This is a genomic window from Bradyrhizobium sp. CCBAU 51753 (assembly GCF_015291565.1).
In the GTDB taxonomy this organism is placed as follows: Bacteria; Pseudomonadota; Alphaproteobacteria; order Rhizobiales; family Xanthobacteraceae; genus Bradyrhizobium; species Bradyrhizobium ivorense.
Map to the genome: position 1 here is coordinate 4,371,777 of NZ_CP030037.1, position 15,112 is coordinate 4,386,888.

At 66.5% G+C, this 15,112-nt stretch carries 17 protein-coding genes; 9 read left to right on the forward strand and 8 right to left on the reverse strand.

The features are described 5' to 3' along the window. The first annotated feature begins 55 nt into the window (after positions 1–55). Positions 56–763 (forward strand): hypothetical protein, encoded by a 708-nt coding sequence (locus tag XH93_RS19700; protein ID WP_194474818.1) that lies wholly within the window; start codon positions 56–58, stop codon positions 761–763. 15 nt (positions 764–778) lie between these two features. On the opposite strand, the gene XH93_RS19705 is transcribed toward XH93_RS19700, so the two are convergent. Continuing rightward, a complete protein-coding gene (locus XH93_RS19705) occupies positions 779–1,222 on the reverse strand; it encodes a DMT family transporter (RefSeq protein WP_194474819.1) in 444 nt (147 codons plus the stop codon). Positions 1,223–1,384: 162 nt separating this feature from the next. On the opposite strand from XH93_RS19705, the gene XH93_RS19710 reads away from it, so the two are divergent. Continuing rightward, a complete protein-coding gene (locus XH93_RS19710) occupies positions 1,385–3,007 on the forward strand; it encodes an ABC-F family ATP-binding cassette domain-containing protein (RefSeq protein WP_194474820.1) in 1,623 nt (540 codons plus the stop codon). Positions 3,008–3,054: 47 nt separating this feature from the next. Here XH93_RS19710 and XH93_RS19715 read toward each other — a convergent pair whose 3' ends face one another. Together XH93_RS19715 and XH93_RS19720 are read right to left on the reverse strand one after the other, a co-directional pair. After that, positions 3,055–3,591, reverse strand: coding sequence for a transposase (locus tag XH93_RS19715; RefSeq protein WP_194475238.1), 537 nt, complete (start codon positions 3,589–3,591; stop codon positions 3,055–3,057). A 119-nt stretch (positions 3,592–3,710) separates the two neighbouring features. Continuing rightward, positions 3,711–4,343, reverse strand: coding sequence for a DapH/DapD/GlmU-related protein (locus XH93_RS19720; RefSeq protein ID WP_194474821.1), 633 nt, complete (start codon positions 4,341–4,343; stop codon positions 3,711–3,713). A gap of 184 nt (positions 4,344–4,527) precedes the next feature. On the opposite strand from XH93_RS19720, the gene XH93_RS19725 reads away from it, so the two are divergent. Together XH93_RS19725 and XH93_RS19730 are read left to right on the forward strand one after the other, a co-directional pair. Then, positions 4,528–5,403 (forward strand): MBL fold metallo-hydrolase, encoded by an 876-nt coding sequence (locus XH93_RS19725; RefSeq protein WP_194474822.1) that lies wholly within the window; start codon positions 4,528–4,530, stop codon positions 5,401–5,403. 85 nt (positions 5,404–5,488) lie between these two features. Beyond that, positions 5,489–5,734, forward strand: a complete 246-nt coding sequence (locus tag XH93_RS19730) for a PilZ domain-containing protein (protein ID WP_172628203.1) — start codon at positions 5,489–5,491, stop codon at positions 5,732–5,734. A gap of 101 nt (positions 5,735–5,835) precedes the next feature. Here XH93_RS19730 and XH93_RS19735 read toward each other — a convergent pair whose 3' ends face one another. Further along, the gene (locus XH93_RS19735) at positions 5,836–6,084 is read right to left on the reverse strand and encodes a hypothetical protein (RefSeq protein ID WP_139484052.1); all 249 of its coding nucleotides are present in this window, start codon (positions 6,082–6,084) and stop codon (positions 5,836–5,838) included. 152 nt (positions 6,085–6,236) lie between these two features. Here XH93_RS19735 and XH93_RS19740 point away from each other — a divergent pair, with 152 nt between their 5' ends. Next, entirely contained in the window at positions 6,237–6,914 is a 678-nt protein-coding gene (locus XH93_RS19740) for a nitroreductase (RefSeq protein WP_194474823.1), read from the forward strand. Between the two features lie 176 nt (positions 6,915–7,090). After that, entirely contained in the window at positions 7,091–8,254 is a 1,164-nt protein-coding gene (locus XH93_RS19745; protein WP_194474824.1) for an acyl-CoA dehydrogenase family protein, read from the forward strand. Between the two features lie 170 nt (positions 8,255–8,424). Here the strand turns inward: XH93_RS19745 and XH93_RS19750 are convergent, their stop codons facing one another. Both XH93_RS19750 and XH93_RS19755 read right to left on the reverse strand, forming a co-directional pair. Next, a complete protein-coding gene (locus tag XH93_RS19750) occupies positions 8,425–10,506 on the reverse strand; it encodes a methyl-accepting chemotaxis protein (RefSeq protein ID WP_194474825.1) in 2,082 nt (693 codons plus the stop codon). Between the two features lie 152 nt (positions 10,507–10,658). Beyond that, positions 10,659–10,907 carry a hypothetical protein gene (locus tag XH93_RS19755; RefSeq protein WP_139862198.1) on the reverse strand — a complete coding sequence of 83 codons (249 nt, stop codon included), beginning with the start codon at positions 10,905–10,907 and terminating at the stop codon, positions 10,659–10,661. A gap of 194 nt (positions 10,908–11,101) precedes the next feature. Between XH93_RS19755 and XH93_RS19760 the strand changes: the two genes are divergently transcribed. Both XH93_RS19760 and XH93_RS19765 read left to right on the forward strand, forming a co-directional pair. Continuing rightward, a complete protein-coding gene (locus XH93_RS19760) occupies positions 11,102–11,692 on the forward strand; it encodes an NADPH-dependent FMN reductase (RefSeq protein ID WP_139484047.1) in 591 nt (196 codons plus the stop codon). A gap of 32 nt (positions 11,693–11,724) precedes the next feature. After that, entirely contained in the window at positions 11,725–12,507 is a 783-nt protein-coding gene (locus XH93_RS19765) for an SDR family NAD(P)-dependent oxidoreductase (protein ID WP_194474826.1), read from the forward strand. 3 nt (positions 12,508–12,510) lie between these two features. Here XH93_RS19765 and XH93_RS19770 read toward each other — a convergent pair whose 3' ends face one another. After that, positions 12,511–12,891, reverse strand: a complete 381-nt coding sequence (locus tag XH93_RS19770; protein ID WP_139484045.1) for a hypothetical protein — start codon at positions 12,889–12,891, stop codon at positions 12,511–12,513. Positions 12,892–13,128: 237 nt separating this feature from the next. Between XH93_RS19770 and XH93_RS19775 the strand changes: the two genes are divergently transcribed. Next, on the forward strand, positions 13,129–13,695 hold the full coding sequence (locus tag XH93_RS19775; RefSeq protein ID WP_172628202.1) for a L,D-transpeptidase: 567 nt from the start codon (positions 13,129–13,131) through the stop codon (positions 13,693–13,695). A gap of 108 nt (positions 13,696–13,803) precedes the next feature. Here the strand turns inward: XH93_RS19775 and XH93_RS19780 are convergent, their stop codons facing one another. After that, positions 13,804–14,787 carry a hypothetical protein gene (locus tag XH93_RS19780; RefSeq protein ID WP_194474827.1) on the reverse strand — a complete coding sequence of 328 codons (984 nt, stop codon included), beginning with the start codon at positions 14,785–14,787 and terminating at the stop codon, positions 13,804–13,806. Positions 14,788–15,112 lie beyond the last annotated feature (325 nt).

Below are 15,112 nucleotides of genomic sequence, written 5' to 3' on the forward strand. Positions count from 1 at the left end.
CATGGCGCCGATGCTATGTCGCTCGGGGACACATTTTATTTTTGGATTTCATGCGTTGCTGAACGGACTTTACAAGGTCGAGTACGGCATCAACGGGGCGTTCGGCCGCAGCATCATGTGCATGCATGACGGCAGGTTGCTGGGTGGCAATTCGGCCTTCGCCCATCTCGGCACCTATCAGGAAACCGGCGGCGGCCAACTTACCGCCGAGGTGATCACCGAGCGTCACAATGACGATCCCCATTACAAGCCGCTGATGGGCGCCGACGTCACCGTCATCAAGGTGCGCGGCCGGACCGAGGGCTCGACCATCCTGTTCGAGGGCGCGTCGGATGCGATGCCGGGCGGCGTGTTCTGGGCCAATCTGGCGCCGCTCGACGACGAGGCCCTGCCGCCGCGCGGCACGGTAGGTCCTGGCGGCATCGTCAACGGCCTCTATTCGATCCACCTCCGCGTGCTCGACGGTGTCGATGCCGGCCTCTCCGGCGTCATGCTGCTGCTGGACGGCCGCATCCTCGGCGGCGACGCGTTCTTCTACTATCTCGGCTCGTATTCCTCCGCGGACGGCCGCTGGAAGGGCGAGATCCTCAATCAGGAGCACACCCCGGCCAAGGGCGAGAACCCGGTGTTCGGCGGCCATGAGGTCGGCATCGGCTTCAGCGGCGCCTGCGCGGGCGACCGCGCGGAACTCGAGGGCATCGCGCTGGCCGGCAAGCGCAGCCTCCGCCTCGGCGCAACGCTCAGGCTGATGCGGACCGTCTGAGGCGGCCCGAAGTCCTCAGTCCTTGATCAGGAGAACACCGCCGATCACCAGCGCGATGCCGGCCAGTCGTGAAACCGACACAGGATGCGCCGGCAGCCCGAAGACGCCGAAATGATCCATGGTGATGCCGGCCAGCATCTGGCCGCCGACCACCAGCGCCAGCAGGGTCGCGGCGCCCAGCGATGGCAGCAGCAGGATCATCAGCAGGATGAACACGCCGCCCAGAATGCCGCCGCTCCAGGCCCACCACGGCACAGCCGTCACCAGCTTCCATGACGGCACCGGCTCGCGCGATGCCACCAGCACGACGGCCATCGTCGCGAGCCCGCCGAGATAGCTGACGAAGCCGGCCCAGGCCGGCGAGTTCAGGGCGGAGCGCAGATTGCCGTTCAGGACCTGCTGAACGGCGACGCTGATGCCTGCGCCGAGCGCGAGCAGATAAAGAAGCCAGGTTTGCATGGAATACCCCAGAAGATCGATTTGCGAAGTATTCCCCGTCACATTCGCTTGGCAATAAGACGCCTGCATGCGGGCATGACGCGAAACGCAGGGAATACCCTTCCACCCGCGCTCGGGATCGACTAAGAGGCCCGCAAATCCCTGTTTTGCTCAAGCATTCGCATGATCCGCCTCGATAACGTCTCCAAGCAAGTCGGCCACCAGATCCTCTTCATCGAAGCCTCCGCGGCGCTCCAGAAGGGCGAGAAGATCGGCCTTGTCGGCCCCAACGGCGCCGGCAAAACCACGCTGTTCCGGATGATCTCCGGCCAGGAAATCCCCGACGAGGGCCAGGTCTCGGTCGATCGCGGCATCTCGATCGGCTATTTCAGCCAGGACGTCGGCGAAATGAGTGGCCGCAGCGCGGTCGCCGAGGTGATGGACGGGGCAGGGCCGGTCAGCGTGGTCGCGGCCGAGCTCCGGGAACTCGAGGCCGCGATGGCCGACCCCGGCAAGGCCGACGAGATGGACGACATCATCGCGCGCTATGGCGAGGTGCAGCACCGTTTCGAGGAACTGGACGGCTACGCGCTCGACGGCCGTGCGCGCGAGGCGCTGTCGGGTCTCGGCTTCAGCCAGGAGATGATGGACGGCGACGTCGGCAAGCTCTCCGGCGGCTGGAAGATGCGGGTGGCGCTGGCGCGCATCCTTCTGATGCGACCGGACGTGATGTTGCTCGACGAGCCGAGCAACCATCTCGATCTCGAAAGCCTGATCTGGCTCGAGCAGTTCTTGAAGGGCTACGAGGGCGCGCTGCTGATGACCTCGCACGACCGCGAGTTCATCAACCGCATCATCAACAAGGTGGTCGAGATCGACGCCGGCCAGCTCACCACCTATTCCGGCGACTACGAGTTCTACGAGCAGCAGCGCGCGCTGTCCGACAAGCAACAGCAGGCGCAGTTCGAGCGCCAGCAGGCGATGCTCGCCAAGGAGATCAAGTTCATCGAGCGCTTCAAGGCGCGCGCCTCGCACGCGGCGCAGGTGCAGAGCCGGGTGAAGAAGCTCGACAAGATCGAGCGGGTCGAGCCGCCGCGGCGGCGGCAGACGGTGGCGTTCGAATTCCAGCCGGCGCCGCGCTCCGGCGAAGACGTCGCCAGCCTGAAGAACGTGCACAAGGCCTATGGCAGCAAGCGGATCTATGACGGGCTCGACTTCATGATCCGCCGCAGGGAGCGCTGGTGCGTGATGGGCGTCAACGGCGCCGGCAAGTCGACGCTGTTGAAGCTGGTCGCCGGCTCGGCAGAACCGGATGACGGGTCGGTCGCGATCGGCGGCAGCGTCAAGATGGGCTATTTCGCCCAGCACGCGATGGACCTGCTCGACGGCGAGCGCACCGTGTTCCAGTCGCTGGAGGATGCGTTTCCGCAAGCCGGGCAGGGTAGCTTGCGTGCGCTCGCCGGCTGCTTCGGCTTCTCCGGCGACGATGTCGAGAAGCGGTGCCGGGTGCTGTCAGGCGGCGAGAAGGCGCGCCTCGTGATGGCCAAGATGCTGTTCGACCCGCCGAACTTTCTGGTGCTGGACGAGCCGACCAACCATCTCGATCTCGCCACCAAGGAGATGCTGATCAATGCGCTCTCAGAGTTCGAGGGCACCATGCTGTTCGTCTCGCACGACCGGCATTTCCTCGCCGCACTCTCCAACCGCGTGCTGGAGCTGACCCCCGACGGCATCCACCAATACGGCGGCGGCTACACCGAATACGTCGCCCGCACCGGGCAAGAAGCGCCGGGGTTGCGGAGTTAGGACTGCTCCGCCTTCGTAGCCCGGATGCAGCGAAGCGAAATCCGGGATCAGTCTTTCCGCTCGCCAAAATCGCCATTGTCGGCGGCACCGCTGCCGCCCCAATCCGACGGCAGGATTCCCTGGCGAATGTATCGATGGAGTGACGAGTGCTTCCAGTCGGCCGGCGACGAAACGAGGCGGTGTTTGGCCGGATTGTAGTGGATGTAGTCGACGCAACGCTCAAAGTCGCGTTCGTTACGGACGGTGTGCTCCCAAAACCGCCTCTGCCAGAGCCCATATTCGCCGCGATGGTTGGCTGAGACTGGCACGCCGGCAGCAACGACCGCCCGCGTAAAATGGCTCTTGATTTGCCGCCATCGATCCGAGAAGTCGGCGTCTTCGAGTGGAAGCGTCATCACCGCGTGCAGGTGCTCCGGCAGGATTACGATGGCGTCTAGGGTAAACGGCTTCTTGGCACGCGCCGCACGAAATGCGGCGCGCAACAATCCGACGTGCTCGACCAGGAGCGACGATCTTCGATCCTCCAGCGTGAGCGTGAAGAAGAATGTGCCGCCCGGCATGAAATTGCGTCGATAGTGCACCATGCGGAGAGGCTTACCCCGGATTACGCTTCGCTCCATCCGGGCTACAAGGTCCTGCGTAGCGCGGATGGAGCGAAGCGTAATCCGGGAGAGTCTATCCGCGCAACCCAAGCGAGCCGCGTTCACGCACTCCATCGCGCGCAAAAGGCCTCCACGTCGCCGGACTGGAATTCCGGCAGCCGCTCCCAGATGGTTTCCGCCGGCCAGTCCCACCACGCGATCTGCGCAAGCTGCGCCGCGATGGTGCGGCTGAAGCGCTCCCTGATCTGCCGCGACGGCACGCCGCCGACGATGGTGTAGGGCGCGACGTCGCGTGAGACCACGGCGCCCGCCGCCAGCACGGCGCCGTCGCCGACGCTGACGCCGGGCAGCACGATGACGCCATGGCCGATCCAGACGTCGTTGCCGATCACGACGCGATCGGCGCGCCGATCCCTGAAGAAGCCATGATCGCGCTGCGCCGACGCCGTGTAGTATTCCGGGCAATAGGTGAAGCGGTGTTGCGACGGGCGCTCGAGCGGATGGTTGGGCGCGCCGATCCGCACCTGCGCCGCGATCGCGCAGAATTTTCCGATCTGCGCGTCGGCGACGATGCAGCCGGGACCGAGATAGGAGAAGTCGCCGAGCTCGGTGTACTCGATCGCGGTGTCGCCGAGGATCTCGCAGCAGCGGCCGACCGTCACCTCGCGCAGCTTGACCGTCGGCGCGATGACGGTTTCGGCGAGTTTTGGGCGCGGCGGCTTGGTGTCAGTCATGTGAATGTCCTTGGTCGGGCGGCCGGTTGCGGCCGCTGTGCGTATAGCACGCACAGCATTCGGATGAACCGCGGCGGCTGCGCACCGCAGCAGCAATGCAATGGCGCATGGCACGCCGTGCGGCGCTCGCCTTGTGGGGCGCCGGGCCGGCCGCTACGCTTTGCAAAAAAGCGGGAGCGAAGCGATGAAGCAAATCAGGATCGGCGACATCACGATCGATGCAGTGATCGAGCGCGAGGGGCCATGGCGGCGGCCGCAGGATTTCTTCCCGGCCTATGACGACGCCGTGTTCAAGCATCATCTCAAGACCATGGAGCCCGAGGTGTTCGATGCCACCAGCGGCTTGATGATGATCACCTACCAGACCTTTGTGGTGCGCACGCCACGCTACACCATTTTGGTCGATACCTGCACCGGCGAGGACAAGGGCCATCCGCCGCCGTTCGACTTTCCGGGCAAGGAGCGCTGGCGCAACGAACTGTTCGCGCTCGGCATCTCCTTCGAGCAGATCGACTACGTGTTCTGCACCCATCTGCATATCGACCACACCGGCTGGAACACGACCCTGCGCGACGGGCGCTGGGTGCCGACCTTCCCGAACGCGAAATACGTCTTCCACAAGCGCGAATACGCCGCCTGGGAGGCCGAGCACGTCAAGGGCGCCAACCCGCCCGGCACGGTGTTTCGCGACAACTGCCTGCCGATCGTCGAGGCCGGACAGGCGCTTTTGGTCGACGACGACTACGCGCTCGACGACACCGTCACGCTGACGCCGACGCCGGGCCATTCGCCCTGTCATTGCTGCGTCAATATCGTCTCGAAGGGCCAGCGCGCCGTGGTCGCCGGCGATCTGATGCATCACGTGATCCAGTGCCGCGAGGTGGATTGGTCGGCCAAGCCGGATTGGGATCCGAAGCAGTCGGCAGTGTCGCGGCGAAAGTTCTTTGCCTCGGTGGCCGAGACCGACACGCTGATCCTGCCGATCCATTTCCCGGCCCCGACGGTCGGCCTGATCAAGGCGGACGGCCACCGCTTCGACTACCGCTTCAAGCGGGAGTAGCAGGATCTCGTAACCATAGGCCTGAACGGATTCTTAACGGCCTGTTCGGACAAAGGGCTTGCGATCCAACAACAAGGCCTCGGCGATGCATCCCCGGCGATTTGTGCGTGTGCGTCCGTCCGGTTGCGTCTCGAGCGTGGTCAAGCTGCTGCTCGAGCCCAAGGCGCCGCTGCTCGAATGCCGCCTGGTGGACTATTCCGCCGGCGGCGCCTGCCTGGAGTTTTCAAAGCCGGTGCAACTGCCCGAACGTTTCGAAATGCTTCACGGCAACACCCGCAAACGTTGCCGGCGGGTCTGGAGCAAGGGCGTGCGGGTCGGCGTTTCGTTCTGAGCGGCGGCCCGGCCGCGCTCATCCAGCCGTCAACGCCGATTGGGCCGCGCTTGGGCGGCCCTATGTACGATCGTCGGTGCGGGAAACCGCGGCGAGGGCGCTCAGGCGCCGCTCTGGCACTTCTTCATGAAGGACGTCTTGGCTGCGCCGGCGAGCTTCTTGCCGTCCGAGCCGACCGCCTTGGCCGCGCAGGCATCCGTCGTGCACTTCTTCATGAACGAGGTCTTTGCCGCGCCGGCCAGCGGCTTGCCGTCCTTGCCGACCGCCTTGGTCTCGCAGGAGGCGTCCTGCGCAAACGCCGAGCCGGCCGCAAAGGTCGCGATCACGGCAGCCAAGAAAATCCGCTTCATCTGGGTTCTCCCTAAAGCAAACCAGTGCTGCGGATTGGATATCGGATTCTGTGCCCGATCAAGTTCCCTTGGCGGATTTTGCCGATAAAATGCGGAAGCAGGATCAAGAAAATTTCCGCGTGCAGCGCGGAACAAATTGGGGGAAGCCGACAATGGATTTCGAGACGCTGGTCAAGACACGCCGAAGCGTGCGCGGGTTCAAGAAGCAGCCGGTGTCGCGTGCCGTCATCGAGGAGATCATCGAGGTCGCCAAGCGGGCGCCGTCCTCGATGAACACCCAGCCCTGGCACGTCCACGTCGTGACCGGGGAGCCGCTCGAGGAAGTGCGCCGCCGCAACATGGCGGAGATGATCGCCGGCGCCAAGCCGAAGCGCGACATCGTCAGCCATGGCGAGTACCAGGGCGTGCACCGCATGCGCCAGGTCGACATCGCCAAGAAACTGTTCGGCGCGATGGGCATTGCCCGCGACGACAAGCCGATGCGGCAGGACTGGGTGCTGCGCGGCTTTCGCCAGTTCGACGCGCCGGTGTCGCTGGTGCTGGCCTATGACCGGGTACTCGATCCCGGCGCGGTCTGCCATTTCGATCTCGGCGCGCTGTGCTACGGCATCGTGCTGGCGGCCTGGGATCGCGGGCTCGGCAGCGTGATCAACGGCCAGGGCATCATGCGCTCCGACATCGTGCGCGAGGTGGCGAGCATCCCCGACGAGCACGCGATCATGACCTGCGTCGCGATGGGCTATCCCGACGACAGCTTTGCCGCCAACGCGGTGCAGTCGGATCGCGAGGCCAACAGCGATTTCGTTCGCTATGTCGGTTTTGCCGATTGAGGCAGCGCGCGTTCGGCGCGATTGCCCAGGCGCTGACCGCGTTGCGGGATATCGAATTCCGCGCGATGAAACCTCGGCGCACCGCCCGAGGTGAAACTGCGTTTGCGCTATTCCCGCCGCTGCAAAATGCGCTACTGCTTTGTTGAAAACAACAACAGCACCGGCGAGGACGAAAGATGAGCGATGACGAACAAACGGCAATGATCCGCGAGACGGTGGCGAAATTCGTCGATCGCGAACTGATCCCGCTCGAGCCGCATTATCTGAAATCGAAACTGCCCGGCAGCGAGCATCCCGAGCTGAGCGCCGAGCAGCGCAAGCGGCTGCGCGACGTCTCCAAGGAGCTCGGCCTGTGGGGCCTCGACGCACCGGAGGATCTCGGCGGCCACGATCTGCCGACGCGCACGATGGCGGCGGTGCACGAGGAGCTCGGCCGCAGCGCGGTGCCGTTCGTGCTGCCGCCGGACTCGCCGAACCTGCGCATGCTGCAGGCGGTCGGCACCGAGGCGCAGAAGAAAAAGTATCTGCAGCCCTACATCGAGGGCCGGATGGCGTCGGCGATCGCGATCTCCGAGCCCGGCGCCGGCGGCGATCCCGCCGCGATGAAGACCCGCGCCGTGCTCGAGGGCGAGCAGTGGGTCTTGAACGGCCGCAAGATCTGGATCAGCAACGCGCGCGCCGCCGACTTCATCATCGTGATGGCGCGCGTCGGCACCGACCAGCGCCAGGGCGGCATCACCTCGTTCATCGTCGAGAAGGGCACGCCGGGCTTCATCATCGAGCGCGAGATCCCGATGCTCGGCGGCGGCTCGACCTTTGAGATCGTGTTCGAGGACTGCCGTATCCCGAAGGAGTCCGTGCTCGGCGAGGTCGGCAAGGGCTACGCGCCGATGCAGCTGCGCCTGCGCACCCGCCGGCTCGAGATGGGATCGACCTGCATCGGCATTACAAAACGCGCGCTCGACATGCTGTGCGAGCACGCCAAGCAGCGCGAGACTTTTGGCGTCAAGCTTGCCGAGCGCCAGGCGATCCAGTGGTGGATCGCCGACATCGCAACCCGCATGCATGCCTGCCGGCTGATGGTGCGCGAGGCTGCCGACAAGACCGACCGCGGCGAGGACATCCGCCACGAGGCCTCGATGATCAAGGTGTTCGCGACCGAGATGGCCTATGAAGCCTGCGACCACGCCATGCAGACGCTCGGCGCGCTCGGCATGACCCTGGAACTACCGCTCAACGCGCTGTGGCAGAAGGCCCGCCTGATGCGGATGTATGAGGGCCCGAGCGAGGTCCATCGCCAGTCGATCGCCCGCCGCGTGCTTGGGTTGCGCGGGGGATAGCAAACCGCCGTTGCCTCGAACCCCGTCATTGCGAGCCAACGGGTCGCGCGAACGCGCGCCCGATGACAGGCTCCGCGAAGCAATCCATTCCTCCGCTTGCGGCGCGGTGGATTGCTTCGCTTGCGCTCGCAATGACGCGGATGGAGCTTGCCGCCTATCGCCGCGCGCGGTTAGGCCGCGCGCACGTCGGACAGGAAGCGGTTGACCTGGCCGGCGAGGTCCTTCGACTGGGTGGAGAGCTGCTCGGCCGCGCCGAGCACCTGGGTTGCCGCGGCGCCGGTGTCGTCGGCGGCGTGCTGGACGCCGGAGATGTTGGAATTGACCTCCTGGGTGCCGCGCGCGGCCTCCTGCACGCTGCGCGAAATCTCCTTGGTCGCCGAGCCCTGCTCCTCGATCGCCGCCGCGATCGCGGTGCCGATCTGGTCGATCTCGGTGATGACCTCGACGACGTTCTTGATCGCGGTGACGGTCTCGTCGCTGGCGGTCTGGATCGCGGTGATCTGCTCGGCAATTTCCGTCGTCGCCTTCGCGGTCTGGCCGGCGAGCGACTTCACCTCGGAGGCGACCACGGCAAAGCCGCGGCCGGCCTCGCCGGCGCGCGCCGCCTCGATGGTGGCGTTGAGCGCGAGCAGATTGGTCTGCGCCGCGATCGACTGGATCAGCGTCACGACGTCGCCGATCTTCTGCGCGCCCTCGGCCAGCGAGCGGGCGGTATCGCCGGTGCGGCGGGCGTGATCGACCGCGCGCGCGGCGATCTCGGTCGAGGTCGTGACCTGGCGGGCGATCTCCGAGATCGAGGAGGTCAGCTCCTCGGTCGCGCTAGCCACCGTCTGCACGTTGGTCGAGGTCTGGTCGGAAGCGGCGGCGACGACGGCGGCCTGGCGGTTGGTGGCGGCCGCGGTGGCCGACATCGACTGCGCGGTCTGTTCCATCACCGAGGAAGCCGACGACAGTCCGCCGACCAGCTCGGTGACCTTGGTCTCGAAGCTGCGGGTGAGATCGTCGAGCACGCGGGCGCGGCGCATCTTGACGTCGTTCTCGGCCTCCTTCTCGGCGGCGAGGCGGTCGGCCTCGATCTTATTGTCCTTGAACACCTGCACGGCGGCGGCCATCGCGCCGATCTCGTCATGGCGCGCGGCGCCCGGGATCTCCTCGGCGACCTCGCCGGCGGCAAGGCGCGACATCCGGCCGGTGAGGGCCGCGATCGGGTTGAGGATGCGGCGGCGGACCAGCACGATCAGGCCGGCGCTCACCGCAATGACGGCGAGCAGGCCGATCGATGCCACCACGAAGCTGAAGCGCGCCGACGAGTACGCGGCAGCGAGCCCTTGCTCGGCATTTTCGTAGAAGGCGTCGCGCACGCCGATGATCGAGGCGAGGCCGACTTGCGATTCCGCGTAGTAGGTCTCGACGTCCATGTCGTATTTGCCCGAGACAGCGCCTTCCTTGCCGAGCTTCAGCGCCTTGCCGAAGCGCTCGACATAGTCGGCCTGCATCTTGCCGAGGGCGGAGAGGACGTTGGCCGACGTCGCCGGATTGTTGCGCAGGTCCTGCAGCGTCGAGAGGATCTGCTCGGTCTTGCCGGTGCTGCGGAACAGGTCCTGCTTCTCCTGCTCGGCCGCAACCCGCTTGGCGCCGACCAGGGCCTTGTGCAGGCTGGCATTGTGGCCGCCGATGTCGCGCAGCGTCCAGGCGACGTTGGCGTAGCTGGCCTGGCGGTAGGCATTGCCGTCGAGGCCGGCGAGCCGGCGCACCTGCTCGTCGAGCAGTGCGGTGACGCCGGCGTTGAACACCGAGTTGTCGGCGACGATCTTGGTCGCGGCCGGGCGGCGGCCGTCGACGGGACCCGCGATCGCCGTCGCAATCGCATCGCGGAGCGCGGCGAATTTCGCCTTCAGCGCATCGATCGCGCTGGCCACCGCCTCGCCGTCGTCGAGCGATCCCGGCAGGCTGGCGCGAACCTGGTTGACCCTGGCGAGCGCGCCATCCGTCAGCGCACGAAGCTTGTCGAGGTCGGCGATCTGCTTCTGCTCGATCGCACCGCTGCTGAACAGCAGATTGGTGGCCATGCCGCGTTCGGAGTTCATGTAGCGCGGGATGTCGCCGACGGCGCGGACGATGTCGAGCCGGCTCTGCGCGGTCGAGATCTTGTCCATGGTCTGGTACTTGGTCACCGCGACATAGGCCGCGAGTCCGCCGCCGACCGCGGAGAGGGAGACGATCGCGGCCGTCAGGAGGGTACCGATTTTCATGTGCGCGCCATTTCTTGACGAGAGAGGGGAGAGCCTCAAGCGTACCGGGTGCGCATTAAGCAGGGGTTTACGATGCGCGCGGAGCGAGCCTTTTGCCGCCGGCATCGACCCAAAGTCGAAGCGGCCGTGCCGGGCCAGCGCCGCCGCGCCGCTCAGTGCTCGTTGTCATCGGCGCCCTTGGCGGCGCCGCGATGCTGCGTCGCGCCGTTGGTGCCGGCCTCGCCGCAGGGCAACTGGGTCCAGCTGCCGTCGGCAGCCTGCTGATAGGCCTGGCAGCCGGTCGATGTGACGGTAGATTTGTCGTCGGCTTTCTGCCGCTCGGAACTCTTCGCCAGCGCAGGGGTGGCAATGGCTGCGATGGCCGCGAGCGAGCTTGCGAAAACCAGCCTTGCGATCCGCATGTCGGGTTCTCCTTCTCGAAGCGGTTACGTATCCAGAAAAGGAATTGGGCGATTTTGCGCCACGGCGGCGCGCTTGCGACGAATTGCTTAATGGCAGGAAAATCTGCGAAAAGGGCGGTTAACGCCTGTGACCGCGGCGGAGCGCGCGCTTCGTCGCAGCACAGTATCGCCGCACGATGATAGGATCGGCACCCATGGCCCACCGCATTCTCGTTCTCTACGGCTCCTATCGCTCCGACCGGATGGGGATCCGGCTCGCCCATTTCGTCGTCGACGGCTTTCGCGGCCGCGGCGACGATGTCGAGTTGATCGATGCCAAGGCAATCGGCCTGCCGATGCTCGACCGCATGTACAAGGAATATCCCAAGGGGCAGGCGCCGGCTGCGCTCGAGACGCTCGCGGGAAAAATCCGCGCCGCCGATGGTTTTCTGTTCGTAACCGGCGAATACAATTGGGGCGTCCAGCCCGGGCTCAAGAACCTCACCGATCATTTCCTCGAGGAGTGGTTCTGGCGGCCGGCCGCGATCGCCAGCTACTCGGCCGGGCGCTTGGCCGGCGCGCGCGCCGCGACCGCCTGGCACGGCACGCTCTCGGAGATGGGCATGGTGGTGGTGTCGAGCACGATCGGCGCAGGCCCGATCGGGCAGACCCTGTCGGAGGACGGCAAGCCGATCGGCGACGCCGGCAAATCGCTCGAGCGCGCCTTTCCGCGCTTTGCCGACGATCTTGCCTGGTGGATGGAAGCCGCCAAGGCGCAGCGGGCGCGCAAGGCGCCGCCATACTGAGCGCCGCGTTGCGCGGTGGGAGGCCGGAGACGATGAGCCTGTTCAATTCAGCTTTCGATCCCGCGCGCGAGGCGGCACTGGTGACCGGCGCCGGCAACGGCATTGGCCGCGCCATTGCGCAGGCGCTGGTCGGTGAGGGCGTGCGCACCGTGTTTGCCGACCTGCACGAGGACCGGGTGCGGGCCGCCATCAACGCCGCGCCGCGCCCCGAACTCGCGGTGCCCTGGGTCAGCGATCTCGTATCCCGTGACGCCTGCGACGCGCTGCTGGCGCATGCGCAATCATCGATCGGGCAGGTGACGCATTTCGTCCACTCGGCCTCGCCGCCGCGGCGCGAGGCCGATCACGCGATGGCGGTGGACGACGACACCTGGCGGCAGATGCACGCGGTCAATCTCGATGCCGGATTTCATCTGTCGCGCGAGCTGGCACGCCGGCTGATCGCAGCGAAGACGCCGGGCTCGTTCCTGCTGCTGACCTCGCTACATGCCGGTACGCCGCGCAATTTGCCGCATTACTCGACGGCGAAGGCCGGCATGGCGATGCTGGTCAAGGAGCTTGCCAAGAGCTGGGGCCGCTACGGCATCCGCGTCAACGCGCTGGTGCCGGGCGCGATCGCGGCCGGCGGCTTCGTCGCCGATCCCGCGCTGGCACGGCACATCCCGCTTGGGCGGCTTGGGCAAGCCGACGATCTCGCGCCGATGGCGCTCGCCGTGCTGTCGCACAAGCTCTCCGGCTACGTCACCGGCGCGTCGATCGTGATCGACGGCGGTCTGTCGCTGACCAACTGGTTCGCGCCGCCCGAACTCGAATGAAGGTTATTCCTTCGTCCTGATGTAGCCGGCGAGCCGCGTCTTCTGGTCCTGGCACCAGGTGGTCATGCCGGCGCGGCGCTGGTCGAGGTCGATGGACTGGGTTGCAACCGCGACTTCCAGCATCAGATCGTCGGCCTGCTTCTCGCCCATCTTGCCGCCGGTGTGCATGAAGGCGATCGCCTTGCGCACCTGCTCGGTGGTGCCGTCGGGCAGGTGCATCTCCTGCGCCTTGGTGACGAGGTCCTGATAGACCACATCGGTGCCGGGGCACTCGACCTTGGCGGCGAAGGCCTGCAGCACCATCGTGACATAGGCCGAGCGCGGGTCGGCATGGGCCGGCGACGCGGCCACGATCAGGCCCGCGACCAAGAGAGCAGAACGCATCGAATTCCTCCCGAGTACTTCCGATTTTTGGCCAAGCTAGCGTCGGCCGGAACCGACTGCAACCGCCAGGACACACTTGCCGAAAGAACCGATCAAACAGACGTGTTCCAACCGGCCTTGCCACGATTTCAGCACGATTTGGGCAGCTTCTGCGACGGGTTAACGCAGGGGAGAACGATCGTGTCGAAGTTGGGGCTTGCGGCGGTGCTGGTGGGATCGCTCGCGCTTGGCGGCTGCATGCAGGCGACGCTGTCGCCGGTGAACGATGCCGCGATGACGCTGCGCGACAAACAACTGCTGGCGCACACGCCTTACACGGAAGTCAAAGTCCCCGAGCAGTTCCAGCGCCACATTGTCGAGTACACGCGCCGGGAGCAGCCGGGTTCCATCCTGGTCGATACCGATAAGCGCTATCTCTACTACGTGCTGCCCGGCGGCAAGGCGATCCGTTACGGTGTCGCCGTCGGCGAGGAGGCGATGGCGTTCTCCGGTGTCGCCACCGTCGGCCGCCTGGCCGAGTGGCCGGACTGGGTTCCGACCAAGGACATCCAGGAGCGGCTCGGGCCGTATCCGGCGCGCGTCGCCGGCGGACCGGCCAATCCGCTCGGCGCCCGCGGCATCTATCTCTACCAGGGCAACAAGGACACGCTGTACCGCATCCACGGCACCAACCAGCCGGAATATATCGGGCAGGCGATCTCGTCGGGCTGCATCCGCATGACCAACGCCGACGTCATCGACCTCTATCAGCGGGTCAAGCCGGGCGCCGTGGTCGTGGTGCTGCCGCCGGGGCAGAGCGCGTAGGCGTGCATAGCGCGTAGGGCGGATTAGCCCACCGGGTCCGCATCCGCCGACCGCGCGAAGGAAAGAGAGGCGGATTAGGCTTGTGCTAATCCGCCTTGTTTTTTGCTCTCAGCGCACCGGCATTGGCGGCCGGACCACGGGGCCGTTCTCATCATCCGCCTCAACAACGCTGGACTGCTGCTGCGATTGCAGCGGCAGCGGCGCGGCGCTCGGCGGCAGCGCGGATGACGTGCGTGGCGGCTGCGCCGCGGCCGGCGGAGGCGGCGGGATGTAGGCCTGCACCGGCCGGCGGACGGCCGGCGGCGGAACGGCGGCTGCATGCGGCACGGCCGCCGGCGGCGGCGTTGCGGCGCGCGGACGTGGCGCCACCGGACGCGGCTCGGCGGCCCTGGTCTCGGTTGCCTTCGCGACGCGCTGGGCCAATTGATCCTGGCCGGCCTTGAGCTGATCGATGCTCGCCTTGAGCTGCTCGACCTGCTGTCCCATCGCGGCGAGATCGCGCGCCATCGACTGCAGCAACTGGGTTTGATCCGGCGCGCCGGCTGTCGTGGCCGGTGCCGCCGCAAGCGCTGCCGGCGCCGGTGCCGGTGCCGGTGCCGCAGGGGCAGCGGAGGAGGCGGGTGCGGCTGGGGCTGCGGCAACGCTTTGCGGCGGAGCCGCCGCTGCCGTGTCTGTCGTTGCCGGTTGATCCGCCGCCGCTTGCGCGGCGGGCGCGTTCGGCTGATCGGCCGGAGCCGGCGTCGTCATGCCGGGAATCAGCGACGTCAGCTGCGCGACCTGCGGCATCCACTCCGCGGTGAGCTGCCTGGCGCGGTCGCCATAGTGCTGCCACGCCGCAGCACCCATGGCGCTGACGATCGCGAACATGAACCAGAAGGCACGGATCGCCCATCTGTTGCCGGCAACCGGCGGGCGGCCGAGCTTGATGTCATCGAGCCTGATGTCGCTGGTCGCGGCCGGGTGATACGGCGAGACCGGTGGCGCCGCCGCGAACGCCGGCGCAGTCGCGAACGCTGGCGCTGCAGCGAACGCTGGTGCGGTCGCGAACGCTGGCGCTGCCGCGACCGATGGCGCAGCGCTGACCGGCGGCACCGAGGGCGCTGCTGCGGCCGGAGGTACCGGCGCAGACGGTGGCGCTGATGTCAGCGGTGACGCAGGCATGGGTGACGCAGGCGACGGTGTCGGGCTCGGCCCAAAATACGGCTCGCGATGCGCCGCCGTGACAGCACCTGCCGGTGCCAGCGTCGGGGCGGCGGCATGCTCTGCGCGTGCCGGTCTGAGGTCAGATTCAATCGCGAAAATATCGTGCGGATCAGCGTCTTTAAGTGTCGATTGCATTGGCGGTCCCCGTTTCAGCCCAAGGTCAAACCGCAAATGGCGGCTGGCGAATTTACGCTCCGTCTCAAAACCCTAGCCC

Coding starts and splice junctions, on each gene's coding strand:
- XH93_RS19745 (WP_194474824.1), top strand. CDS start 7,091: ATGAGCGATGACGAACAAACGGCAATGATCCGCGAGACGGTGGCGAAA.
- XH93_RS19775 (WP_172628202.1), top strand. CDS start 13,129: ATGCAGGCGACGCTGTCGCCGGTGAACGATGCCGCGATGACGCTGCGC.
- XH93_RS19755 (WP_139862198.1), bottom strand. CDS start 10,907: ATGCGGATCGCAAGGCTGGTTTTCGCAAGCTCGCTCGCGGCCATCGCA.
- XH93_RS19710 (WP_194474820.1), top strand. CDS start 1,385: ATGATCCGCCTCGATAACGTCTCCAAGCAAGTCGGCCACCAGATCCTC.
- XH93_RS19715 (WP_194475238.1), bottom strand. CDS start 3,591: ATGGTGCACTATCGACGCAATTTCATGCCGGGCGGCACATTCTTCTTC.
- XH93_RS19705 (WP_194474819.1), bottom strand. CDS start 1,222: ATGCAAACCTGGCTTCTTTATCTGCTCGCGCTCGGCGCAGGCATCAGC.
- XH93_RS19740 (WP_194474823.1), top strand. CDS start 6,237: ATGGATTTCGAGACGCTGGTCAAGACACGCCGAAGCGTGCGCGGGTTC.
- XH93_RS19725 (WP_194474822.1), top strand. CDS start 4,528: ATGAAGCAAATCAGGATCGGCGACATCACGATCGATGCAGTGATCGAG.
- XH93_RS19750 (WP_194474825.1), bottom strand. CDS start 10,506: ATGAAAATCGGTACCCTCCTGACGGCCGCGATCGTCTCCCTCTCCGCG.
- XH93_RS19730 (WP_172628203.1), top strand. CDS start 5,489: ATGCATCCCCGGCGATTTGTGCGTGTGCGTCCGTCCGGTTGCGTCTCG.
- XH93_RS19760 (WP_139484047.1), top strand. CDS start 11,102: ATGGCCCACCGCATTCTCGTTCTCTACGGCTCCTATCGCTCCGACCGG.
- XH93_RS19720 (WP_194474821.1), bottom strand. CDS start 4,343: ATGACTGACACCAAGCCGCCGCGCCCAAAACTCGCCGAAACCGTCATC.
- XH93_RS19770 (WP_139484045.1), bottom strand. CDS start 12,891: ATGCGTTCTGCTCTCTTGGTCGCGGGCCTGATCGTGGCCGCGTCGCCG.
- XH93_RS19765 (WP_194474826.1), top strand. CDS start 11,725: ATGAGCCTGTTCAATTCAGCTTTCGATCCCGCGCGCGAGGCGGCACTG.
- XH93_RS19735 (WP_139484052.1), bottom strand. CDS start 6,084: ATGAAGCGGATTTTCTTGGCTGCCGTGATCGCGACCTTTGCGGCCGGC.